This window comes from Azospirillum thiophilum (assembly GCF_001305595.1).
GTDB lineage: Bacteria > Pseudomonadota > Alphaproteobacteria > Azospirillales > Azospirillaceae > Azospirillum > Azospirillum thiophilum.
In genome coordinates this window covers 1,526,522-1,549,792 of sequence record NZ_CP012401.1, presented here as the reverse complement: position 1 = coordinate 1,549,792, position 23,271 = coordinate 1,526,522, and the positions used below count along the sequence as shown (strand labels likewise).

Below are 23,271 nucleotides of genomic sequence, written 5' to 3'. Positions count from 1 at the left end.
ACGGCCGCAGCGCCCGCGTTGCGCTCACTTCACCCCCCAAGCGACAGCAGCGTCTCCCCAACTCCGCCATCCAGCAGAGCCGTGGCGAGCAGCGTCAGGATGGGGATGACGAACATCAGCCCGATGAGCAGGCGCACGACCAGATCCTTGCGCCGGGCCGACCGGCACAACGGGCAGTCGTCGGGTCCATGCCCGTAATCGGAGCCGCAGTAGGGGCAGGCTGTGGTGTCGACCATGGCGGACAGGCTTTCGACGCGGGCCATAGGCCCCTGGACGCGGTCATTCTGGACCCTCGCACCGCCCAATCGTCATGAAATGCCTGTCATCTCCGAAATTCCCGCCTCCAATGGCGCCAATCCGGCGATTCGCGGTCAGGCTGCCCGCTCCAGCGGCGTCAGGCCGGCGACGGTGCGGCGGAACTGTTCGGCGAAGCGGGCGCGGTCGGCAGCGGCCAGGGTGAAGGTCACATGCAGGCGGCCGCCGGGACCCGGCTCGAGTCCACGCACGGCGGCGGGGACCGGCTCCAGCCCCGGCAGGGCGACGCGCAGCACGGTCCCCTCGGCCAGGCCGGCCCACAGCTCCGAAGGCAGGCCGCTGAGCTGCGCCCCGCCTTCGGAGGCGTTGTCGACCGTGACCGGCACCTCGCGCCCGCCCTCCAGCCCGATACCCAGCCGGCCCGGGCGGTTCAGCGGATAACGCGGCGCCGACCGGCGGTTGACCTCCGGCGTCGCGGTGCGGATCGCCTCCACCAGGACACGGCGGAGCTGGTCGATGCTGGTCGCCACCCGGCCGGACAGGGCGTTGACCTCGACGGCGCGTTCACCGGTGGTCGTCGCCTCCTGGGAGACTGCGGCGATGCGGGTCGCCACCTCCTGCGCGGCGTTGGAGGTCTGGACGACGTTGCGGGCGATCTCGCCGGTCGCCGCCTCCTGTTCCTCGATCGCGGCGGCGACGTTGGCCGACACGCTTTCCACCCCGCGCACCCGCCCGGCGATGGCGCGCACCGCCTCGACCGCCTCGGCGGTGGTGGCCTGGATGGCGGCGATCTGGCTTTCGATCTCCTCCGTCGCCTTGGCGGTCTGGCCGGCAAGCAGCTTCACCTCGCTGGCGACGACGGCGAAGCCCTTGCCGGCCTCCCCGGCCCGCGCCGCCTCGATGGTGGCGTTCAGCGCCAGCAAATTGGTCTGGCCGGCGACGTCGTTGATCAGGCCGGTCACCTCGCCGATCCGGGTCACGGCATCGGACAGACGCTGGATCGTCTCCTCCGCCCGGGCCGATGCCTCCACCGCCTCGCCGGTCATCGCGGTGGCGGTGGCGATCTGGCTGGCGATCTCGCGGATCGAAGCGCTGAGCTGTTCGGACGCGGCGGCCACGGTCTGGGCGTTGGACAGCGCCTGGGTCGCGGCGGCGGCGACGCTCTGGCTGTTGTCGCTGACCGCGCGGGCCGATTCGGCCATTCGGGTGGCGTTGCCGGCCATCTGGCCGGTCTGGCTGGCGACCACATCCACTGCATTGGACGCCTCGGTCTCCACCGTCTCGGCCATATGCTGCAGGGCGGCCTGCTTTTCGCGTTCGGACCGCTCGCGTTCCTCCTCGCGCAGCCTGCGCAGCCGTTCGGCCTCCTCCGCATTCTCCTTGAAGACGCGGAGCGCCCGGGCCATCGCCCCGATCTCGTCATTGCGGTCGGCGCCGGGGATCGCGACGGCGAGGTTGCCCTGGGCCAGGGTGCGCATCGCCGCGGTGAGTTCGCCCACCGGCCGCACCACGCGCCGCCTTATGCCCAGCACGCCCACCACCACCACCGCCAACACCAGGGCCGAGACGCCCCACACCGCGGTCATGAACAGGCGTTCGCGGTCGGCGGCATAGACCTCGGTTTCACTGTTGTAGCGGGTGGTGGCCTCCACGATCCGGTCGACGACGGCACGGTGGGCGGCGTAGGCATCGGCGATGATCTTGTAGGAGGCTCTTGCCGCCGCCTCGTCCTTGCGGGCCAGCGCAGGCAGGAAGACGGTCTCGACCTCAGTCCAGAAGCGCATCACCGGCGCGTGCGAGGTCCTGGTCAGCGTTTCCAGGATCGTGGGCTCGAAGCTCTCCTTCAGCCAATAGTCATGCCGCTCGTCATAGTCCTTGCGCAGTTGAGCCAGACGCCCGCGCCGCTGGCCGGCCGAAGCCGGGTCGTTCATCGCCAGCGTCGCCTCCAGATAGGCTTCGATGACATATTCCGGCGGGGGCAGGATGTCAGCGATCACGTCCTTGCCCAGCACGATGCGCTGGTAGATCGGACCGCCCACCTTCAACTCACGGATCGCCAGCGCACCGGTGACGGCGACCGCCAGGAAACCAAGCGTGACCACCACGCCGAACAGGTTGGTGAGCGCGGCGATCCTGAGAGTCTTCAGCATGATGTGCCCTTGCGCAGAGACGACGGCGAAGGGTTGCTTCTCAAATTGTCCCATTTGTGACAAGCAAAAAACTTGCTCGATTATCGGGTCTCAGCGAAATGATGTTTCGCTAGGCGATTCGCCCCCAAATTGTGCAGCGTCTGCACGAGCCTCACCGGAAGCGGCAGGCTCAGGTCAGGATCTGGATGCCGATCCAGCCGCCCAGGGCGAGGATCACCAGCATCACCAGCAGCACCACGATCACGGCATTGGTGCGTCGGATCGACCGGCAGCGCGGGCAGCCCTGTTCAGTGGCGGGGTAGCGGTGGTCGCAGCGGTCACAGCGGACGGTCTGGTCCGTCATCGGTCGTCTCATGTCGGCAAGAAGGGGAGGCAGGCCGTCGGCCCGGCCGCATCCATAGCACAGCCGCCCTCAATCCGCATCGCCGCCAACCCGCAAATCCACTGCCCGCAAATCCACTGCCCGCAATTCCTCTGCCCGCAATTCCGCCGCCTGCAGGCGGCGCGGGCTGTGGTCGAGCGGCTCCAGCAGCGGGATTTCCGCCCCCTCGGGTGCGGCATGCAGGTCGCGGAAGCGGCGCGCGCTGACCAGCACCCGCGATTCCAGCGTGCCGACCGCACTGTTGTAGCAGCCGACCGCCTTGTCGAGCTGGCCGCCCAGCCGCTCCATATGGCCGCCCAGGTCGGACAGCCGCTTGTACAGCTCCGCCCCCAGGGCGCTGATCTCGCGGGCGTTGTCGGCCAGCCGCTCCTGCCGCCAGCCATAGGCGACGGCGCGCAGCAGGGCGATCAGCGTGGTCGGGGTGGCCAGGATGACGCGATGGTCGATGCCGGCCTCGATCAGCGCCGGATCCTGCTCCAGCGCGGCGGAGAAGAAATTCTCGCCGGGCAGGAACAGCACGACGAATTCCGGGCTGTCGTCGAACTGGTCCCAATAGCCCTTGGCGCCGAGCTGCTTCATGTGCTCGCGCACATGGCGGGCGTGGCGGGCCATGCCGTCGCGCCGGGCCGTGTCGTCGACCGCCTGGACGCCGTCCAGATAGCCTTCGAGCGGGGTCTTGGCGTCGACCACGATGGTCTTGCCGCCGGGCAGCGTGACGATCAGGTCGGGACGCAGCCTGCCGCCGCCCGGCCCGACGGCGCCACCCTCCACCGACGCCTGCTCGACGAAGTCGCAATGGTCGAGCATCCCCGCCATCTCGCAGACCCGGCGCAGCTGGATTTCGCCCCAGCGCCCGCGGGCCGCCGGGGTGCGGAGCGCGCGGACGAGGTTGCCGGTCTCCGCCCGCAGCTGGCCCTGGGTCTCGACCAGCGACAGCACCTGCTGCTTCAGCCCCTCATAGGCGCCGGCCCGCGTGCTCTCCAGGTCGCGGATCTGGCGGTCCATCGCCTCCAGCGACTGGCGCACCGGATCGACGATGGCGGCGATGGCGGTCTGGCGCTTATCGAGGTCGCCCTTCGCCTGCTCCTGGAAGCCGGCCAGCGTCTCGCGCGCCAGATCGAGGAAGCTGCGGTTGTTGCGGTGCAGGGCTTCGGCCGACAGCGCCTTGAAACTATCGGTCAGCACCGTCTGCGCCCGTTCCAGCAGGGCCAGCTTCTCGGCAGCCGCCGCCCGCTCGGCGTCCAGCCGGGTGGACAGCCGGGCATGGGTTTCGCGGGCATCGGCGGTCTCGCCGTGCAGCCGGGCGATCTGGTGGTCGCGCGCCTCGATCTCCTCGCGCAGATCGTCCTCGGTCCGTTCGGCGAGATCCAGGCGGGTGGCGAACTCCGCATGCAGGGCGGCGGCGGCAGCCTCGGCCCGGCCGGCGGCGGCGCGCAGCACCGCCCAGGCGACGGCAACCCCCAGCAGCAGGCCGGCCAGCAGCCCGGCCACCAACGACAGCCCGTCCACCGCAATCCCGTTCACCGCGAACTGCGTCAACACCCGCTCCCCCACATCGAAGAAGGGCACAGCCTATCGGAACGAAACGCGAATTGGAACAGGCCGCGAACGGATGGATCCGGAGCAGCCAGGGCGCGGCCGGGGAAACACAGCCGGGCGATGGCCGCGCCCGCTCTTTCTCCGCTTGCCCAACGGAGGATACCGCGCCATATCGGAGGCCATGCCCGACGACACGCTCCCCACCGTCAACGCCGCCGACAGCACCCCTCCCTGCGCGCCCGACTGCGGCGGCCCCCGCGTCCGCGCCATCCCGCCCGGCGAGGACCGCGAGCGGCTGATGTGCCCCGACTGCGGCTACATCGCCTACCAGAACCCGCTGATCGTGGTGGGAGCGGTGGCGACCTGGGAGGACGGGCGCATCCTGCTGTGCCGCCGCGCCATCGAGCCGCGCAAGGGCTTCTGGACCCTGCCCGCCGGCTACATGGAGGAGCGCGAGAGCACCCGCGACGGCGCCGCCCGCGAGGCGTGGGAGGAGGCGCGCGCCCGCATCGCCATCGACCATCTGCTGGCGATCTACGACATTCCGCGCATCAGCCAGGTGCAGATGATCTTCCGCGCCCGCCTGCTGTCGCCGGAGGTCGAGCCCGGCCCGGAAAGCCTGGAGGTCGGCCTGTTCGCCTGGGAGGAGATTCCCTGGCCCGAGCTGGCCTTCCCCACCGTCGTCTGGGCCTTGCGGGAACATCGCGAGCGGCTGGGCCACGACGACTGCGCTCCCGCAGTCAATCCCACCCCCGACGCGCTCGCCCGCTGGGAACGGATGCTGTAGGCGGACGGCGAATCCCCTAACGCCCAGGCAGCGGTTCCGCCGGAAACTTCGCCACCAGTTCGCGGTCCGCGCCGTCGCGGCGGATGGTCAGCGGCAGCCAGGTGCCGGGGGCCTGACGGCGGATGACGGCAACCAGATCGGCTGGCGCGCGCACCGGATTGCCGGCGGCGGCCAGGATGCGGTCTCCGCTCCGCAGGCCCGCGGCAGCCGCCACGCTGCCGTCACTGACGGCGCCCACCGAGATTCCGTCCGGACCGGGATCGAGCTGCACGCCCAGCCGCGGCCGCGGCGGCTCGGCCTCGGCAATGGACGGCCCCAGGCCGAAGACGGCGTCTGCGATCCTGCCATCCAGCTCGTCGCAATCGCGGTCGGCGTCCCAGGGCAGCAGCACGGCGGTCCCGGTAATGCCGAGGTCGGCAAGCTGGTGCGGCACGCCGTCGCCATGGGCGGCATGACCCTCGCCCAGGATGGCGACCACCGCGCGGCCGGTGACGCGGCGGGTCTCGGCGATCTTCTCCGCCATCGCGCGGTCCCAGACGCTTTGGGCTTCGATGAAGCGTGCGGCTGCATCGGTCGGGGTGACGCCGTTGGCAGAGCCGGCCTGCGATGCCGGGCGGTCATGCGCGGCCAGCGTCTCGGCCAGCCGGCTGCGGTAGGCCTCCGACGGGCCGGCCGGCGTGCCGACGCCCTCGCGCTCCGCCTCGGGGATGGCGGCCCAGCCGTTGCGGGCGGTGCGGCTGATCAGCGACCGTTCGACGTTCAGCGCCACCACCGGCAGCCGGTGCAGCCGTGCGAATTGCAGAATCGGCAGGTAGAAGTTCGGGTCGAATCCCCAGACCGAGCGCCAATCGGTTTGCCTCAGGAACTCCGCCTCCGTCAGGTCCCCCGCCGCCCAGCGATCGAGCACCGGCTGGAGCCGGCGCGGCAGCATCTCCATCCCGACGGCAAGGTCCGGATTGAGCGCATGCAGCCCGGCAAGCGTATGGAGTTGCCAGCGGTGATGATCCTGCCGGTCATGCTGCTCGCCCAGCAGGACCACCGGCGCCTCGGCCAGCCGACGCAGCAGCGGCACTGGCTCCATCGCCGTCCCGGTGCCGTCGGCCCAGACGCCCGGCGGCACGCAGCCGATGCGCGCGGCATCCTCCGCGCGGGCGGAGGGAGCACCCAAGGCAAGGGCCGCGAGGACCAGGGATGCGAGACGCATGCGCAGGATGGGAGCGACGGAACGGACGGGCTGGCGCGGCAAGGCGACCTCCGGCGGTGCGGGGATTGCGCCAAGGTTGGGCCTGCACCGCCCGCCGTCAATGGACGCCGCAGCGGATTGCGTCGTTCGGCCGCGTCAAGGCCGCTCGCCACGCATCTGCTTGGGCGCGGGCGGGATGCCGGCTGGCGGATGACAGGACCGGCGGCGACGGGTAGGATCGGCGTCAGGCGGTGGACCTGCGGCGGATGATGGGCCTTCGACGGCCGCATCCGCATCCCCCGAGGCCGATCCCAGGGCGCCCGCGCTCCCCGCCGACCGCAATCATCCGTGAAGCGCAAGCCCCCATGCCGCACCGCAAGACCGTCATCCTCACCGGCGCCAGCCGGGGTATCGGACACGCCACCGTCGCCCGCTTCAGCAGCGAAGGCTGGCGCGTCATCTCCTGCTCGCGCGAGGATGTGCCGGCCCATTGCCGGCGCGATCCCAACTGGACCCACCATATCCCGACCGACCTGTCGGATCCCGCCAGCCGCGCCGCCTTCGTGGAGGAGGCGAACAAGGCGCTGGACGGCGCGCCGCTGCATGCGCTGATCAACAATGCCGGCATCTCACCGAAGACCCCGATCAAGGAGCGGCTGGGCTGCCTGAACGGCTCGATCGAGGGCTGGCACCGGGTGTTCGAGCTGAATTTCTTCGCCCCCCTGGTGCTGGCGCGCGGCTTCGCCGCCCCGCTGTCGCGGGCGAAGGGGGCGATCGTCAACGTCACCTCGATCGCCGGCCATTCGGTCCACCCCTTCGCCGGCTCTGCCTATTCGACCTCCAAGGCGGCATTGTCCGGCCTGACCCGCGAGATGGCGGTGGAATTCGCCGAGATCGGCGTGCGCGTCAACGCCGTCGCCCCCGGCGAGATCGAGACGGCGATGACCGGCCCGGAATACGACGTGCTGATCCCGCGCATCCCGCTGAAGCGCATGGGCAAGCCGGAGGACGTCGCCGCGGTGATCTTCTACCTCTGCGGCCCGGATTCGTCCTACGTGACCGGGACGGAGACCTTCATCACCGGCGGTCAGCATCTGTTCTGAGGAGGCGGCTGCCCCCTCCCCATCCCTCCCCCGCTCTCGCGGGAGAGGGGGTAAAACGCTTGTCGGTATGACTTGGCTGCCGAAGCGGCGGCAGTCCCCTCTCCCTCGAAGAGGGGGAGGGTTAGGGAGGGGGCACCATGGCCGCACCCCTCCCCAAAAGGCCCCTACCTCCCAGCCCGCCAGGCGATCAGCCGACGCGCCGCCTCTGCGATCGTCTCCTCCGCCCCGGCGAAGCTGAAGCGCAGGAATCGGCGGCCGCGGGCGGGGTCGAAGTCGATGCCGGGGGTGCAGGCGATGCCCGTCTCCTCCAGGATCCGCTTCGCCAGCGCCTCGCTGTCGTCGGTCATATCCGACACGTCGGCATAGATGTAGAAGGCGCCGTCCGCCGGAGCCATCTTGGTGAAGCCGGCCTTGGGCAGCTCCTCCAGCAGCAGCGCGCGGTTGCGGGCATAGCGGGCGACATGGCCGTCCAGCTCTTCCGTGCAGTCGAAGGCGGCGACCGCCGACACCTGGCTCAGCGTCGGCGCGGAGATGAACAAATTCTGCGCCAGACATTCGACCGAACGCAGCAGATCATCCGGCACGATCATCCAGCCGAGCCGCCAGCCGGTCATCGAGAAATACTTGGAGAAGCTGTTGACGACCAGCGCCTCGTCGTTCACCTCGGCGGCGGTGACCGCGTCGGTGCCATAGGTCAGCCCGTGATAGATCTCGTCCGATACCATGCGCACGCCGTTGGCGCGGCACCAGTCGGACAGCGCGGTCAGCTCCTCCCGGCTCAGCATCGTGCCGGTCGGGTTGGCCGGGCTGGCGACGATCAGCCCCTGCACCGGCTCCTCCAGCGCCTCCAGCAACGCCACCGTCGGCTGGAAGCGGTGTTCCGGCCCGGTTGGCAGCTCCACCGGGACGACGCCGGCCGCGGTCAGGGTGTGGCGGTAGGCCGGATAGCTGGGCGAGGCCATCGCCACCCGGTCGCCGGGATCGAAGGCGGCCAGGAAGCCGAGCTGGAAGGCGCCGGACGAGCCGGTGGTGACGACCACCCGCCGCTCCGGCACCTCGACACCGTAGCGGTCCTTGTACCACCGGGCGATGGCCGCGCGCAGCGGCGGGATTCCCAACGCCCCGGTGTAGCCGAGCGGGTCGGTGCCCGCGACGGCGGCGGCGGCGGCTTCCACCACGCCTTTCGGCGCGCCGGTGGACGGCTGGCCCACCTCCATATGAAGAACCTCGAGCCCGGCGGCCTCCCGCTCGGCGGCGGCGCGCATCACTTCCATCACGAAGAAGGGCGGGATCGCCCCCCGCTTGGAAACCTTGGGCTTCGGCATTGTGGGCTGCTTGCTCATGATCGTCCGTCTCTGAACCCTGTTGGAACCCTGTCCGGGCACATCCTCAGTTCCGCTCGCGTTCGCTCTCGACCGTCAGCGCCAGGCTGTTGGCGCGCGGGTCGGCTGCCGTCCGGCAATAGCGGACTCCATCCTCCGACGACACCCGGCAGCCGACGAAGCTGACCCGCCCCGGAATGGACTGCGGGCGGGTGGCCTGGATCTGCGGGGCGGTCGATTTCTCGTCCAGCCCCGACGGCAGGGCTACCGACAGCAGCGCCGCCGGGCCGGCGGCCGGGCCGTCGTCGCCGTTGGAGGTGCCGACCCCGGCGAACAGGGTGCGACCGACGATGGAGTTGGCGATCAGGGCCGGCGCGCCGAAGCCGCCGCGGTCGACCCCTTGCGCCACCAGCATGCCGGTGCCGGGAATGCCGCGGCCGGTGCCGAAGGGGGCGCCCTGGGTGAAAGCGCAGGCCGCGCCGTTCTCATAGGGATCGATCACCATCACCCCGGCGCCGGCCGCGGTGGCGCCGGTGCCGCCAGCCCCCAGAAGCTGGGCGGCGCGGGTGGCGCGCTCGGCCGGTGGCAAGCCGGCCACCGCCTTCCAGGCCTGGATCAGGGCGGCGCCCGACTCCGGCCCACCCACATCGGCGACATGCAGGTCGGTGATGTCGAAGGGCACCGTCAGCGTCCCGGCGACGCGCGGCTGGTAGGCGCGCAGCTGCGCCGGATCCAGCCCCATGCCCTGGGCGACCGTCGTTGCCAACGGCCCGCTGTAGAAGGCACCGACACCCTGGCGGCGCAGGACCGACAGGGTCGCGGCCAGTTCAGGCTGGGCTGCGACCGTGCCGACCACGGGGGCTCCGCCGGCCAGCAGGCGGCGCCGCGTGTCCGAATCGGCGGCCAGACGCCCGCCGAAGCTGCCGAGATCCTGCACCAGCGCACGGCTGAGGCCGGGGGAGAACTGGGCCATCTGTTCGGCCGGCGCGACCACCTGCTCCCAGCGCATCACCCCGGCCGAGGCCTGGACGGCGTACAGGCCGCGCAGCATGGCCGGCATCGCCACGCTGCCCGCCCCCGCCGGACGCGGCAGGAAATCGATGGTGCGGGCCTGCTTCGCCGCGGCGTCGAACAGCACGCAGACGCCGCCGCCGGTCAACCCGACGCGGGACGGCAGGCTGGCAGTCATCGCCAGCGCCATCGCCGCCACCGCGTCGCCGGCCCGGCCGCCCTGGGTGATGATGTCGCGCCCGATGCCGGCGGCATAGGGTTCGTCGGCGACGACGAAGCTCTGCACCGTCGCGTCCGTCTTGAACTTGGTGTTGACGCAACCGGTCAGCAGTGATGCAGCTATGGCAACCGCGCCCAACCGTCGCCAGATTCCCAAGCGACTGTATCGCGGCCCGGAGTTCCGCCGGTCGTGCGCGGGGGTCCGTTGTTCCAAGCCGGAGGTCGTCACGGTGCGCAAGCCCAGCAGGCTGGTTTCGGTCGTCGCCATCTTGTCCGTATGTCTGGTGTCGCTGGTGTGGGGAGCGCCACCGGCGAGTGCGCAGCGCCGCGCGGAGATGCAGATCCTCGGCGACGCCGAAACGGACCATATCATCCGCAAGATGGCCCGGCCAATCTTCCAGGCGGCGGGCATCGATCCCGACTCGGTCCAGATCCTGCTGGTCAACGACCAGTCGGTGAATGCCTTCGTCGCCGGCGGCCAGAACATCTTCCTGCACACCGGCCTGCTGCTGACCGTCGACAACGCCGAACAGCTGCTGGGCGTCATCGCCCACGAGACCGGCCATATCGCCGGCGGGCATCTGGTGCGCGGGACCGAGGCGATGGACAACGCCTTCCTGTCATCGCTGCTCGGCATGGGGCTGGGCATCGTCGGCGGCCTGGCCTCCGGCAATGCCGGGGCGGGGGCGGCCGGCGTCATGCTGGGCCAGCATCTGGCCGAGCGGAACTATCTGTCCTTCTCGCGAACGCAGGAAGCCTCGGCGGATCAGGCCGGGCTGTCCTTCCTGGAGCAATCCGGCATCTCGGCCAAGGGGATGGAAGCCTTCCTGGAGAAGCTGGGCGTCGGCGAGCCGCTGATGAACGACCGCGACGCCGGCTATCGCATGACCCACCCGCTGACGCGCGAGCGCATCGAGGCGGTGAAGGCCTTCGTCGCCCGCTCCCGCTATGCCGATGCGCCCCTGCCCGCCGCGACCGAGGCCGACCTGCGGCGCATCCAGGCCAAGCTGTACGGCTATCTCGACCCGCGCGGCGCCCTGCAACGCTACAAGGCGAACGACCCGTCTGTGGCGGCGCGCTACGGCCGCGCCTATGCCTATTTCCGTCAGGGCGACATCAGGCAGGCCACGCCGCTGATCGACGGCCTGATCGCCCAGGAGCCGAAGAACCCCTACTTGCAGGAGATGAAGGGAGACCTGATGCTGCAGACCGGTCGCGCGCCGGATGCGGTGCCCCCGTATCGAAAGGCCATAGAGCTGGCTGGTTCTGAAGCCGGAACGATCCGTGTCTCCCTCGCCCATGCTCTGTTGGAGCAGCATGACCCCCGTCTGGCGGACGAGGCCCTGAAAAATCTGCAGATCGCCGCCAAGGGCAAGGCGCAGTCGGCCTTCCTGTGGCGGCTGACCGCCCAGGCCTGGAGCATGAAGAAGAACGACGGCATGGTCGCCTATGCCACGGCGGAGGAGGCGCTGGCCAGAGGCGACATGCCGATGGCCAAGGCGCAGGCCGAGCGGGCGGAGAAGATGCTGCCCGCCGGCTCGCCCGGCTGGCTGCGCGCCCAGGACATCCGCGGCCAGACCGGCGGTGCCGGCGGCGACAAACCGCGCTGAGCGGGACAACCGGAGCTGGGATGACGATAGGTCATATGACCAAAGCATCCTTCCGGTCACGCAACGGTCACCGAACCGACCCCGGCGCGTCATCGCCACTTGCTATTCCGCGGACATCGGGCGCGTCCGGCTGCAAGCCAGGGCCGCCGTCTCGTCCACGGAGCAACAGCCCATGTCGTCCGCCCACCCGTCCTCATGGCGCCCGTCCCGCCGGCGCGACGCCCTGCTCGTCTCCGCCGCGCTGCTGTCCGCCACCCTGGCCACGGCCCTGACCAGCGCCGCCCATGCCCAGGAGCAGCAGGCGAAACGCTATCCCGCCACGCTCGCCGGCCATGCCATGCTGCCGGCCGACACGCTGGTCCAGGCGCCGGCCGATGCCGGCCCGCTGTTCGCCACCGCCGGCAAGTTCACCAATGCCGACCGCAAGCGCGTCGACGCCGTGGGCACCATCCGTGCCACCTCCTTCGCGTCCGACCCCAAGGTCCCGCGCACGACCGAGATCATGCTGCCGGTGGCCGGGCAGGCGGTGCAGGGCTTCTCCGCCGTCGTTCCGCAGGGCAACGGAGAGTTCCTGGCGCTGACCGACAACGGGTTCGGCAGCAAGGTGAATTCGACCGATGCGCTTCTGATGGTCCATCGCGTCAAGCCTGACTGGCAGAGCGGCGCCCTGCAGCGGCTGGAGACGATCTTCCTGCGCGATCCCGACCGCAAGGTTCCCTTCGCCATCGTCAACGAGAACAGCACCGCCCGCTACCTGACCGGCGCCGATTTCGATCCGGAATCGCTGGTGGTCCGGGACGACCGCCTGTTCATCGGCGACGAGTTCGGCCCCTACATCCTGGAGCTGAGCCGCGACGGCATCGTGCAGGCGGTGCATGAGACAATGGTCGACGGCAAGCCGGCCCGTTCGCCCGACCATTACCGCAACGGCATCCTGCCGCCGGTGCCCGGCGCGGTCGCCTTCGAGGTCCGCCGGTCCCGCGGGTTCGAGCCGATGGGCGCCTCGCCGGACGGCAAGACCCTCTACCCGTCGTTGGAAGGCCCGTTGTGGAACGCCGCCGCCAACGGCTTCGAGGGCAAGGACGGCCGCTATTACACCCGCATCATGGAATTCGACGTCGCCAGCCGCAGCTACACCGGCCGGTCCTGGAAATACCGGCTGGAGGACAACGCCAACGTGGTGGCCGACATGGCGGTGATCGACGCCGGCAGCGCCCTGGTGATCGAACGCGACGACGCCAGCGAAGGGGCGAAGACCCAGGCCTGCCAGGGCGAGGCCAAGCCCGATTGCTTCAACGCACCGGCCGCCTTCAAGCGCATCTACAAGATCGACATCGCCGGGGCAGACGCCGACGGATTCGTCCGCAAGGTCGGTTACATCGACCTGACCGACATCGCCGATCCCGACCACAAGGCCCGCGCCGGACAGGCGCCGGAAGGCCGCTTCGTCATGCCCCATCTGGGGCCGGAGGGGGTGAACATCGTCGATGCCGACCATATCGTCGTCGTCAACGACAACAACCTCCCCTATTCGACCGGCCGGAGCATCGGCAAGGCCGACGGCGACGAGATGGCGCTGCTGGCGGTCGGCGAGCTTCTGCGCGCCCGCTGAGTTCGGACGCCGAGATCCGGTGCGGCGATCAGGCGGCAGCGATGCCCGGACATGCGCTTTGCGCTTGTCCGGGCACGATTGCCGGTCCAGTGTGGACGGCCTTCGGCTCAATTTTCCCTTGCGTTTCGGAGACCGTCCCCATGCGCCCCGTCCTGCCGTTCCTGCGTTCCGCCCTGCGGGCCTCCCTGCTGGCATTGCCCGTCGCGGCATTGGCGCTGTCCGCCGCCGCCCCGGCGCGCGCGCAATCGGCAAGTTTCGACGGCAGCCAGAAGGCGGCCATCGAGAAGATCGTCCGCGATTATCTGATGGAGCATCCGGAAGTGATCCTGCAGGCCGTCGACGCCATGCAGGAGCGCCAGAAGACGGCGGAAGCCGAACAGGCCCGCAAGGCGCTGGTCGAGAACCGGGCCGAGCTGACCCGCAGCCCGGCCGACCCGGTGGCCGGCAACCCGCAGGGCGACGTCACGGTGGTCGAGTTCTTCGACTACCAGTGCGGCTATTGCAAGGCGGTGCAGGCCGACACCCAGGCGCTGATCAAGAGCGATCCCAAGCTGCGCTTCGTATTGAAGGAATTCCCGATCCTCGGCCCGGCGTCGCTGGTCGCGTCCAAGGCGGCGCTCGCGGCGCGCGCCCAGGGCAAATACATGGAACTCCACAACGCCCTGATGGCCCAGCGCGGCCAGTTGGACGAGGCCGTGATCATGCGCCTCGCCAAGTCGGTCGGGCTCGACACCGACCGGCTGAAGAAGGACATGGAGTCGCCGGACGTGCTGAAGGTGATCGCCGCCAACCAGGCGCTGGCCGAGAAGCTCAACATCCGCGGCACCCCGGCCTTCGTCTTCGGCGACGAGCTGGTGCCCGGCGCCATCAAGCTGGACGACATGAAGCGGCTGACCGATGCCGTCCGCGCCAAGGGCTGAGGCGGATCGTTCGATTACCGGAACAAATAGGGGACCGGAATGACTGGGGGAACGGCGCCGTCCATCGTCGTGTTCGACATCGGGCAGGTGCTGATCGAATGGGATCCGCGGCATCTCTACCGCGAGCTGTTCGACGGCTATGAAGACCTGATGGAGGATTTCCTCGAACGGATCTGCAGCCCCGCCTGGAACCTGGAGCAGGATCGCGGCCGCCCCTGGAGCGAGGCGGTCGCACAACTGGCCGCCGAGCATCCGGACTGTGCCGAGTTGATCCGCGCCTATGACGACATGTGGGAGCGCATGGTCCCCGGCCCGATCCCCGGCACCCCGGAGATCCTGGCGGAGCTGAAGGCACGCGGCGCCCCCGTCTATGCCATCACCAACTTTTCCGCCGACAAGTTCGACCTGACCTGCAGGCGCTTCGACTTCCTGAACGGCTTCGACGGGATCATCGTTTCGGGGCGGGAACGATTGGTGAAGCCCGACCCGGCGATCTTCCACCTGCTGACGGATCGTTACGGACTGGAAGCGAACCGCTGCTTCTTCATCGACGACAATCCCGACAATGTCGAATCGGCCAAGTCGGTCGGCATGTCGGCCCACCTGTTCCTCGGCGCCGAAGCGTTGCGGCGCGACCTGGAGGCGGTGGGGCTGCTGTAGGCTCCCCACCGGCCGATCTCACTCCCGCCCGATCACTCCGCCGTCGCCTCGCGGTCGGTGGCGGAGTTGAAGGCGTAGGTCTTCCAGGTCGGCTCGTAGCTGTCGTCGGCCTGGTTGCCCCAGACCGACCAATTGGGACGGGCGCCGCGGGCGAACATCTCCAGGAAGGGGCCAGGGCTGCAGGCTTCGATCAGTTCATACTGTTCGTCGGGCTTGCGGCTGTGCTCGCGCTTGCGGCTCTCGATCAGGTTGACCTGGGTGCGCCCGGGGGGAAGCGTGCGTGCCTTCTTGCCGCGCACGCCGAACAGGATCAGTTCGGTGACGTTGCGGAAGTAGAAGCCGACGCCGCGCCCGTCCGACCCGCCATCCTTGCGCACCTTGTGCCAGATCAGGTTGGTCTTGTACTCGAACCCCCAGCTGCGCATGACCTGCAGCCCTTCCGGCAGCAGGGCATTGGGAACCCACAGATAGAGATGGGCCGTGGGAGCGACGATGTCGGCGACCGGCAGGGCGCAGATATCCTCCACCGTCATGGTGCCATAACGGGAGAGGCGGCGATGCTCCGGCGCCATCTTGCCGGTGCGGTTGACGAAGCGCCAGGGCGGGTCCGCCATCACCGTGGCGAAGCGCCGGTCGCCGGCGAAAGCCACCAGATCCCGCACCGGATCCGATGCCGCCGCCACCGTCTTGCTGTCGCCCATCACTGCCTCGAAATCCTGAACAAACCCGGTACTGGGAGGGGTGCAAACTCGCACGGAGGGACGGCGCCGTCAATCCGGTCTGACTGCCTCGCCGACGCTGTTACAGGCGCCGGCCCAACGGTTGGCGGTCACTCGTCTTCCCCCGCCTCGGCCAGGACACGCAGGGCGGCACGGTCGGCCACGCTCACGCTCAGCCCCTGCGTTTCCACCCCCGACGGGCGCAGCTTGGCAAGCGCACGCGACAGGGTTTCCGGCTGCATGCCCAGGCGGCGCGCGATCAGCGCCTTGTCGAAGGGAAGCTGGAACTGCGCCGGCCCGTCGCCCGGCGGGCAGACGCGCAGCAGGAAGGCGGCGACCCGCTGCGGCGCCGGCTGAACCTGGAGCTGTTCGATCTGCGTCACCAGATGGCGCAGGCGGACCGACAGCGATCCCAACATGCCGAAGGCGATGCGATCATCCTCGCGCAGGCAGCGGGCGAAGCCGTCGGCGGTCAGGGTCATGATCCGGCCGTCGGTCACCGCTTCCGCGCAGACCGGGAATTTTCCGTCGGCGAACATCGCGGCCTCGGCAAAGCTCTCCGCCGGGCCGATGACATGGACCACCGCCTCCGCCCCGTCGCGGGTCAGGCGGAACAACTTCACCCAGCCGTCGAGCAGCACGAAGAAGCGGTCGGCCGGCTCATCCTGGAGGAACAGGGTGGTGCCGCGCGTCACCGGCCGTACGATCGCCACCCCGCCCAACAGGGCGACCGCCCGGTCGGACAGCTTGGCGAACAGCGGGATGGCGCGCAGTGCGGCCGCATCCTCCGCCGACAGGTTGCTGTGGTTGATCGTCATGACGGCTTCGCTTCCCCGACCGTTGAGGCGCCATCGCCGGCAGCGCCATCGCCGACGGTACCACGGCTGACGGCAGCATGGCGGCGGCGCTGCCCTGCCGGTGCTGCGGAAAGTACGGGAGAAACGCCGGCCGCCCCGAAAGGGGCGGCGCATGGACGCTGGGCATAGGATAGGAAATTAGGGAGCGGAAGACACACGCAACCTGCAGCCGGGCCGAACCAGGGCACGGCCGGATCACTCACGAGCCAGGACCGCAAAAGACAAGAACGCACGGCGCCCCCAGTAAAGGAAGCACCGTGCGATAGAGATCCGGATTTTCACCGGGAAGCCCAACACCAAACGGCATCAGGCCCCAGACCATATGTAAGCCAGCGGAGCCAGCCGGCGGGGCGCAGGTTCAATCGAACATGCGCCGACCGACCGAGGCCCGGGAGTCCCGGACCTTAGAGGTACTCGACCTTGCCCGCTTCCGGACCCTTCTGGCCCTGACGAACGGTGACGCGCACCTGATCGCCTTCCTGAAGGGTCTGCATGCCCGAACGGCGCAGCACGTTGACGTGGACGAAGACGTCCTTGCCACCGGTGCTGGGCGTGATGAAGCCAAAGCCCTTGTCGGCATTGAACCACTTCACGGTGCCGTCGACTTCTTCGCCGCCGGCGCTGCCGCCGGCATCGTAGCCGCCGCGGTCGAAACCGCCACGGTCGAAGCCGCCGGTCCGCGGACGGGCCGAACGCTGAGCGGTCGACGCATCGACCGTGTGGATGGAGGCGACCTGCGGACCCTTCGGCCCACGGGCCAGGTCACAGGTGATGGTGGTGCCTTCGTCCAGCGCGTCATAGCCGGCGGCCTGAACCGCAGAGACGTGCAGGAAGGCATCGGGCGAACCGTCCTCAGGCGACACGAAGCCGAACCCCTTGGTGGGGTTGAACCACTTCACGGTGGCGGTGACATTGGACTTGGTGATCTCGGGAGCGCGGAAGCCCTGGCGGGGCGGGCGGTCGAACATGTGTCTTCAAGCTCATAGAGTGTGCCGAAAGTCTTTTGTCACAGGGTTCCGGTCCCAGGTCAAGCCTTCCAAAGGCAAGATGACCAAATCGCCGCTAATTGCCCCATCCCTGGCTCACGCTTGGCGCCCCGGTGGAAAGGAAACGGCACCGAAGTGCCGTCCACCCGCCACCGCCCGGCACCCGCCCGCCCCTCCGCGATGCGACTCGGGAGAGTTTTGCACGCACACCGCGAGCCTGCCGGTCAACCAGCCGCCGGATACAACACCGGATAGTCCGTATAACCGTGGGAATCGCCGCCATAGAAGGTCGCCTGGTCGGGCTCCGCCAGCGGAGCGTCGATGCGCAGCCGCTCCACCAGATCGGGATTGGCGATGAAGGGACGGCCGAACGCCACCATGTCGGCATGGCCGCCGGCGACCGCCTCGATCGCCATGGCGCGGGTATAAACGTTGTTGGCCATGTAGCGCCCGCTATAGAGCCCGCGAAGGTCGGCCAGCAGGCCGCCGAACCCGGGATGCGGGCCGCGCGTCACCCCCTCGATCATGTGCAGGTAGGCGAGGCCGTAATCGTTCAGCCGCCGGATCACCGGGCCGAAGGTGCCGGCCGGGTCGCTTTCCTGCGCGTCGTTGGACGGGCTGAGCGGCGACAGGCGGATGCCGACGCGGTCGGCCCCGGCCTCCGCCACCACGGCGTCCAGCACCTCGAACAGGAAGCGGGCGCGGTTCTCGACCGATCCGCCATAGGCGTCGGTGCGCGTGTTGGTGCCGTCGCGCAGGAACTGGTCGATCAGATAGCCGTTGGCGGCATGCACCTCCACCAGATTGAATCCAGCGGCCAGCGCGTTGCGGGTGGCCTTGCGGTAATCCTCGACGATGCCCGGCAGTTCGGACAGGTCGAGCGCGCGCGGGGCCGGGATGTCCTTGAAGCCGTCCGGCGTGAAGGCCTTGACGTTCGGTTTCACCGCCGACGGCGCCACCGGCAGTGCGCCGCCCGGCTGCAGGTCGGGGTGGGAGATGCGTCCGACATGCCAGAGCTGCAGGCAGATATGCCCGCCCTTGGCGTGGACCGCGTCGGTGACCAGCTTCCAGCCCGCCACCTGCTCGGCACTGTGGATGCCGGGGGTATAGGCATAGCCCTTGCCCTGCGGGGAGATCTGGGTCGCCTCGGCGATGATCAGGCCGGCGCCGGCGCGCTGGGCGTAATACTCGGCATTCATCGCGGTCGGAACGCCAGTGACGTTGTCGGTGCGGCTGCGCGTCAGCGGCGCCATGGCGATGCGGTTCGGCAGGCTGTAGCGGCCGATGCCTACCGGCTGGAACAGGGGGGCCGCGTCCTGGCTCTCGGTCATTGTCCGATCCATTCTGATGGTTGGAAGCTGGAACAAGAGTGTGGCGCGGCGCCGGCAACCGGCAAGGCGCCCGCATGCCGCAGTGCGCAAACGGGCAGCATGGCTGCCATACCGCGACTTCCGCCCTGCCGGGACCTTTCCGTCCGCCCGTCGGTTATTCCCGACAGATTCGCTCATCCAACCTAGGGAATCGCCGATGCAGCAGCGCTGGCCCGACCGACTGTGGATCGTCCGCCATGGCGAAAGCGCCGGAAACGTCGCCCGCGACGCCGCGCAAACGGCCGGACTGCCCCGGATCGACATCGCCGAACGCGACGTCGACGTGCCGCTCAGCCCGCTCGGCGAGCGGCAGTCCGACGCGCTCGGCCGCTGGTTCGCCGCCATGCCGGAGGAGGAGCGGCCGGACGTGGTCCTCACCTCCCCCTACCGGCGGGCGATGAGCACGGCCGAGCGGCTGCACCGGACGGGCGGCCTGCCGGTCGCCCCGGCCGATTTCGTCATCGACGAGCGGCTGCGCGAGAAGGAATTCGGCGTGCTCGACCGGCTGACCCGCCACGGCATCGAGGCCGAATTCCCCGACCAGGCCGAGTTCCGCCGGCTGCTCGGCAAGTTCTACCACCGCCCGCCGGGGGGCGAGAGCTGGTGCGACGTGATCCTGCGGCTGCGCAGCGCGCTCGACACCGTCAGCCTGCACCATGGCGGCCGGCGGGTGCTGATCGTCGGGCATCAGGTGGTGGTGCTGTGCCTGCGTTATCTGCTGGAGAACCTGACGGAGGACGGGATCCTGGCCATCGACGCCGCGGGCGACGTCGCCAACTGCTCGGTCACCGAATACCGGTTCGATCCCGGAGCCGGGGCGCGCGGCGGGCTGCTGCTGCACCGCTACAATGTCGTCGCCCCGCTGGAGGAAGCCGGGGCCGCGGTCACCGCCGAGCCGGACGCCGCCATCGCCGCACGCTGAAAGTCACACGCTGAGGAGACATCGTTTGGACGCACCGGAGGAGACCGCCGTCACGCCCGGCCTGCTGCGCGGGATGCCCCTGCCCCAGCCGGACGGCGACGGCGACAAGGAAAGCCGCGGCCGGGTGCTGGTGGTGGCCGGCAGCGTCGGCGTGCCGGGCGGCGCTCTGCTGGCCGGGCTCGGCGCACTCAGGGCGGGCGCCGGCAAGCTGCAGATCGCCACCGTGGCAGGCATCGCCCCGCATCTGGGGCTCGCCTTGCCGGAGGCTCTGGTCGTCGGGCTGCCGGAAACGCCGGACGGCGGCATCGCCGCCTCGTCGGCGGTGATGCTGGCCGACCGCGCCTCCCGCTGCGACACCGTGCTGATCGGTCCCGGCATGGTGGAGGAAGCGGCGACGGCGACCCTGGTCGCCGACCTGCTGGCCCGGCTCGGCCCGGCGGAGGAGGGAGGCCCGCGCTTCGTGCTGGATGCCGCCGCACTGGCCGGGCTGGCGCGGGATCCCGCCCCGCTGCACCGGCACGAGGGCCGTCTGGTCGTCACCCCGCATGCCGGGGAGATGGCCGGTCTGCTCGGCTGCGCGCGGAGCGAGGTCGATGCCGACCCGCTGGGCTGCGCAAGGCGGGCGGCGGCCCGGCTGAAGGCGGTGGTGGCGCTCAAGGGAGGCTGCACCCGCATCGTCTCGCCCGACGGCCGGGCCTGGGCCTATCGCGGCGGCACGGTCGGGCTCGCCACCTCCGGCTCCGGCGACACGCTGGCCGGGATCGTCACCGGACTGCTGGCCCGCGGCGCTGGTCCGGAGCAGGCCGCCATCTGGGGCGTCTATCTGCATGGCGAGGCCGGCAACCGCCTCAGCCGCCGGATCGGGCCGCTCGGCTTCCTCGCCCGCGAACTGCTGGCCGAGATTCCGGCGGCGATGGCCGCCCTGGCGGAGAGCGGAACGGGCTGACCCGCCTCAGCGAACCGGGACGGCAGGAGCGGGAGCGGACGCGGGAGCCGGCGGAAGCACCGGAGCGGCCGGAGCCGGCGCGTCGCGGCGGGCGGGCTGCGACGGCGCCACCTCCGCCGACAGGGCGGCATCGCGGTCGCGGCAACGGTCGACCACCTTCTGGCCGCAGGCCATGAAGCCCAGATCCTTGTTCAGGCACACCCGCACCTCCGCCAGGTCGCGGCGGGAGCAGACGACCGCCACCCCTTCCGCCGTCAGGCCTGGGTTCGACTCCAGGAACAGCCGTTCCACCTGCGTCGCCGGCACGGTCGGGCCGGGGGTCTTCAGTGATTCCGGGATCGCGACCTTGGCAGCGGCCGCGCGCAGGGCGGCGAAATAGTCGGTGGCGTTCAGGCCGGAGCAGGTCCCGTGCTTGCGCCATTCATGCATCATCAGCCCGACGCTGGGCATCACCGCCATGGTCTGGTCCACCACCGCCTTCGGCACGTTGCGGTCGCGCGAGCAGGTGGCCGGATAGCTGCCGTCATTGTATTGCGGCCACAGGCCATGGACGACGAAGCCGTACTTCCTCTCGCCGCACTGGTCGGGATCGGGACCGTTCCGGTCGCGGGCGCAGTAGGTCGGCGACCAGGACAGCGACAGGATGTAGTAGTCGAAGACGCCCGGCTCCGCCCGCCTCTGCGCCCAGGAGGGGCTCGCAGCGAAAAGTCCGGCAACCAGGACGGATAGGAGGACGGAAACGACACGACACATCACGATATCTCCTGACGATATGCTTCCCAGCGTTGCATACCATGGAAGGTGGTTGCTGTCGCGGGGTCTCGACGCCACTATCATTCGGCCGGGCATTCGGCCAGGCCTGCCTGTCGCCGGGCGTTCCACCACCGGGTATAGTGATCGGCATGTTCACCCTGTCCGCCCCGATGCTGCTGCGCGCCTACGCCGCCGGTATCTTCCCGATGGCCGAGAGTGCCGAATCGCGGGAACTCCACTGGTTCGACCCGGAACGCCGCGGCATCCTGCCGCTGGACGACTTCCACGTCCCGCGCAGCCTGCGCAAGGCCCTGCGCCGCGGTCCGTTCGAGCTGCGCTTCGACAGCGCCTTCCGCGACGTCATCGAAGGCTGCGCCGAGGCGACGGAAGAGCGGCCGAAGACCTGGATCAACCACGACATCGTCCGCCTCTATGCCGAGCTGTTCGACGCCGGTTTCGCCCACAGCGTCGAGTGCTGGCGCGACGGCCGGCTGGTCGGCGGGCTCTATGGCGTGTCGATCGGCGGCGCCTATTTCGGCGAGAGCATGTTCAGCCGCGAGACCGGCGCCAGCAAGGTGGCGCTGGTCCATCTGGTCGCCCGCCTGCGCGCCGCCGGCTTCGCCCTGCTCGACACCCAGTTCGTGACCGAGCATCTCTGCCGCTTCGGCGCCATCGAGATTCCGCGCACCGACTACCGGCGCCGGCTGGCCGCGGCGATGGAGCGCAAGACGGACTTCCGCTGCGTCGACCAGGAAGCGGCGCTGGCGGAACTGCTGGAGGCGGCGACCGGCTGAACCGAACGCTAAATGTTCGGTCCCGGCACATGGAAAGCGCCCCCGCAGGTCGGCGCCGGCACGCCGGTGGTGGCCGGCAGGCTCAGCGGCAGCCCCAGCCGGCTGCGCACCGCGAGATAGCCGAAGGCCTGCGCCTCCAGCGCGTCACCGTCCCAGCCGACGAGGTCGGCCGGATCGACCGGCACGCCCAGACGGTCGGCAAGCATCCGCATCAAGGTGGAGTTGCGCCGCCCGCCGCCGCAGACCAGCCAGCGCACCGGCGGGGCCGGCAGATGCGGGACGACTCGGGCGACCGACGAGGCGGTGAAGGCGGTCAGGGTCGCGGCGCCGTCGGCGGCGGACAGGCCGGCCACCGGTGCCGGATCGAAGGCGTCGCGGTCGAGCGACTTCGGTGCCGGGCGGTCGAAATAGGGATGGGCCATCAAGGCAGCCAGCGCCGGGCCGTCGACCCGTCCGGCCGCCGCCAGCGCCCCGTCGGCGTCGAAGCGGCCGAGCCCGTGGCGCAACACCCAATCGTCGATCGGCGCATTGCCCGGCCCGGTGTCGCAGGCCACCACCCCGGCCTCCCCTCTTCCCTCCGCCTCTTCCCCCTCCGCCGGCTCCGGGCCGATCCAGCTGACATTGGCGACGCCGCCGATGTTGAGGACGGCCAGAGGACGCGGCAGCCCGTGGGCAAGCGCGCGGTGGAACAGCGGGACCAGCGGCGCCCCCTGCCCGCCGGCGGCGACGTCGGCGCTGCGGAAGTCGTCGACCACGGCAATGCCGGTCGCCGCCGCCAACCGGGCGCCGTCGCCGATCTGCCAGGTGCGGCGCCGGCCCGGGTCCGGGTTGTCAGGATCGTGGAGGATGGTGTGGCCGTGAAAGCCGATCAGGTCGATGTCGCGCGCCGCCGCCCCGGCCTGATGCAGCAGGCGGCCCACCGCGTCGGCATGGGCGTCGGTCAGGGCCCGCTCAACCGCCTCGACCGGCCCGATCCCGCCGAGGCAACCGCGCAAGGCCGCGCGGAAGCCGTCGTCATAGGGGATGGTCAGGAAGGCCAACGCCTCCACCCGGTCCCGCCCGTCGGTCCGCAGAAGTGCGGCATCGATGCCGTCCATCGAGGTGCCGCTCATCAGGCCGACGACGGTGCGCAGGCCCTCCCTGATATCCATGCTCTCGCTCCGCAACGCGT

At 70.0% G+C, this 23,271-nt stretch carries 22 protein-coding genes; 9 read left to right on the top strand and 13 right to left on the bottom strand.

The genetic code is table 11. The features are described 5' to 3' along the window. Positions 1-29: 29 nt before the first annotated feature. The 4 genes from AL072_RS07135 to AL072_RS07125 all read right to left on the bottom strand — a co-directional run bounded on the left by AL072_RS07135 (position 30) and on the right by AL072_RS07125 (position 4,326). On the bottom strand, positions 30-236 hold the full coding sequence (locus tag AL072_RS07135) for a hypothetical protein (RefSeq protein ID WP_245636617.1): 207 nt from the start codon (positions 234-236) through the stop codon (positions 30-32). A gap of 135 nt (positions 237-371) precedes the next feature. Then, positions 372-2,405: a methyl-accepting chemotaxis protein gene (locus AL072_RS07130; RefSeq protein ID WP_045580916.1), complete on the bottom strand. Its 2,034-nt coding sequence runs from the start codon at positions 2,403-2,405 to the stop codon at positions 372-374. Positions 2,406-2,574: 169 nt separating this feature from the next. Continuing rightward, positions 2,575-2,748, bottom strand: a complete 174-nt coding sequence (locus tag AL072_RS35170) for a hypothetical protein (RefSeq protein WP_167543367.1) — start codon at positions 2,746-2,748, stop codon at positions 2,575-2,577. A gap of 69 nt (positions 2,749-2,817) precedes the next feature. Beyond that, positions 2,818-4,326, bottom strand: a complete 1,509-nt coding sequence (locus AL072_RS07125) for a DNA recombination protein RmuC (protein WP_063840344.1) — start codon at positions 4,324-4,326, stop codon at positions 2,818-2,820. 181 nt (positions 4,327-4,507) lie between these two features. Between AL072_RS07125 and AL072_RS07120 the strand changes: the two genes are divergently transcribed. Next, positions 4,508-5,113 (top strand): NUDIX hydrolase, encoded by a 606-nt coding sequence (locus AL072_RS07120; protein WP_045580917.1) that lies wholly within the window; start codon positions 4,508-4,510, stop codon positions 5,111-5,113. Positions 5,114-5,129: 16 nt separating this feature from the next. Here the strand turns inward: AL072_RS07120 and AL072_RS07115 are convergent, their stop codons facing one another. Then, positions 5,130-6,359: a ChaN family lipoprotein gene (locus AL072_RS07115; protein WP_052709914.1), complete on the bottom strand. Its 1,230-nt coding sequence runs from the start codon at positions 6,357-6,359 to the stop codon at positions 5,130-5,132. 302 nt (positions 6,360-6,661) lie between these two features. Here AL072_RS07115 and AL072_RS07110 point away from each other — a divergent pair, with 302 nt between their 5' ends. Further along, entirely contained in the window at positions 6,662-7,399 is a 738-nt protein-coding gene (locus AL072_RS07110; protein WP_045580918.1) for an SDR family NAD(P)-dependent oxidoreductase, read from the top strand. Between the two features lie 164 nt (positions 7,400-7,563). Here the strand turns inward: AL072_RS07110 and AL072_RS07105 are convergent, their stop codons facing one another. Next, the gene (locus AL072_RS07105; RefSeq protein WP_045580919.1) at positions 7,564-8,742 is read right to left on the bottom strand and encodes a pyridoxal phosphate-dependent aminotransferase; all 1,179 of its coding nucleotides are present in this window, start codon (positions 8,740-8,742) and stop codon (positions 7,564-7,566) included. A gap of 46 nt (positions 8,743-8,788) precedes the next feature. Beyond that, a complete protein-coding gene (locus AL072_RS07100) occupies positions 8,789-10,090 on the bottom strand; it encodes a gamma-glutamyltransferase (protein WP_045580920.1) in 1,302 nt (433 codons plus the stop codon). 91 nt (positions 10,091-10,181) lie between these two features. Between AL072_RS07100 and AL072_RS07095 the strand changes: the two genes are divergently transcribed. The 4 genes from AL072_RS07095 (at position 10,182) to AL072_RS07080 (ending at position 14,753) form a co-directional block, all read left to right on the top strand. Then, positions 10,182-11,561 (top strand): M48 family metalloprotease, encoded by a 1,380-nt coding sequence (locus AL072_RS07095; RefSeq protein WP_045582423.1) that lies wholly within the window; start codon positions 10,182-10,184, stop codon positions 11,559-11,561. Between the two features lie 172 nt (positions 11,562-11,733). After that, on the top strand, positions 11,734-13,173 hold the full coding sequence (locus tag AL072_RS07090) for an esterase-like activity of phytase family protein (protein WP_045580921.1): 1,440 nt from the start codon (positions 11,734-11,736) through the stop codon (positions 13,171-13,173). Between the two features lie 140 nt (positions 13,174-13,313). After that, positions 13,314-14,093 (top strand): DsbA family protein, encoded by a 780-nt coding sequence (locus tag AL072_RS07085; RefSeq protein ID WP_045580922.1) that lies wholly within the window; start codon positions 13,314-13,316, stop codon positions 14,091-14,093. Positions 14,094-14,132: 39 nt separating this feature from the next. Then, on the top strand, positions 14,133-14,753 hold the full coding sequence (locus tag AL072_RS07080) for an HAD family hydrolase (RefSeq protein ID WP_045580923.1): 621 nt from the start codon (positions 14,133-14,135) through the stop codon (positions 14,751-14,753). A 32-nt stretch (positions 14,754-14,785) separates the two neighbouring features. On the opposite strand, the gene AL072_RS07075 is transcribed toward AL072_RS07080, so the two are convergent. From AL072_RS07075 to AL072_RS07060, 4 genes are all read right to left on the bottom strand, one after another. After that, entirely contained in the window at positions 14,786-15,454 is a 669-nt protein-coding gene (locus tag AL072_RS07075; protein ID WP_045580924.1) for an MT-A70 family methyltransferase, read from the bottom strand. A 128-nt stretch (positions 15,455-15,582) separates the two neighbouring features. Continuing rightward, positions 15,583-16,290 carry a Crp/Fnr family transcriptional regulator gene (locus AL072_RS07070; protein ID WP_045580925.1) on the bottom strand — a complete coding sequence of 236 codons (708 nt, stop codon included), beginning with the start codon at positions 16,288-16,290 and terminating at the stop codon, positions 15,583-15,585. 443 nt (positions 16,291-16,733) lie between these two features. Beyond that, the gene (locus tag AL072_RS35950) at positions 16,734-17,297 is read right to left on the bottom strand and encodes a cold-shock protein (protein WP_045580926.1); all 564 of its coding nucleotides are present in this window, start codon (positions 17,295-17,297) and stop codon (positions 16,734-16,736) included. Between the two features lie 242 nt (positions 17,298-17,539). After that, a complete protein-coding gene (locus tag AL072_RS07060; protein WP_045580927.1) occupies positions 17,540-18,646 on the bottom strand; it encodes an alkene reductase in 1,107 nt (368 codons plus the stop codon). Between the two features lie 196 nt (positions 18,647-18,842). Between AL072_RS07060 and AL072_RS07055 the strand changes: the two genes are divergently transcribed. Both AL072_RS07055 and AL072_RS07050 read left to right on the top strand, forming a co-directional pair. Then, positions 18,843-19,607: a histidine phosphatase family protein gene (locus AL072_RS07055; RefSeq protein ID WP_045580928.1), complete on the top strand. Its 765-nt coding sequence runs from the start codon at positions 18,843-18,845 to the stop codon at positions 19,605-19,607. Positions 19,608-19,632: 25 nt separating this feature from the next. Beyond that, a complete protein-coding gene (locus tag AL072_RS07050; protein ID WP_245636616.1) occupies positions 19,633-20,553 on the top strand; it encodes an NAD(P)H-hydrate dehydratase in 921 nt (306 codons plus the stop codon). Positions 20,554-20,559: 6 nt separating this feature from the next. Here the strand turns inward: AL072_RS07050 and AL072_RS07045 are convergent, their stop codons facing one another. Continuing rightward, a complete protein-coding gene (locus AL072_RS07045; protein ID WP_045580929.1) occupies positions 20,560-21,306 on the bottom strand; it encodes a ribonuclease T2 family protein in 747 nt (248 codons plus the stop codon). A gap of 149 nt (positions 21,307-21,455) precedes the next feature. On the opposite strand from AL072_RS07045, the gene aat reads away from it, so the two are divergent. Then, entirely contained in the window at positions 21,456-22,100 is a 645-nt protein-coding gene (gene aat / locus AL072_RS07040) for a leucyl/phenylalanyl-tRNA--protein transferase (RefSeq protein ID WP_045580930.1), read from the top strand. 8 nt (positions 22,101-22,108) lie between these two features. On the opposite strand, the gene AL072_RS07035 is transcribed toward aat, so the two are convergent. Next, the gene (locus AL072_RS07035) at positions 22,109-23,251 is read right to left on the bottom strand and encodes an anhydro-N-acetylmuramic acid kinase (protein WP_045580931.1); all 1,143 of its coding nucleotides are present in this window, start codon (positions 23,249-23,251) and stop codon (positions 22,109-22,111) included. Positions 23,252-23,271: the final 20 nt, after the last annotated feature.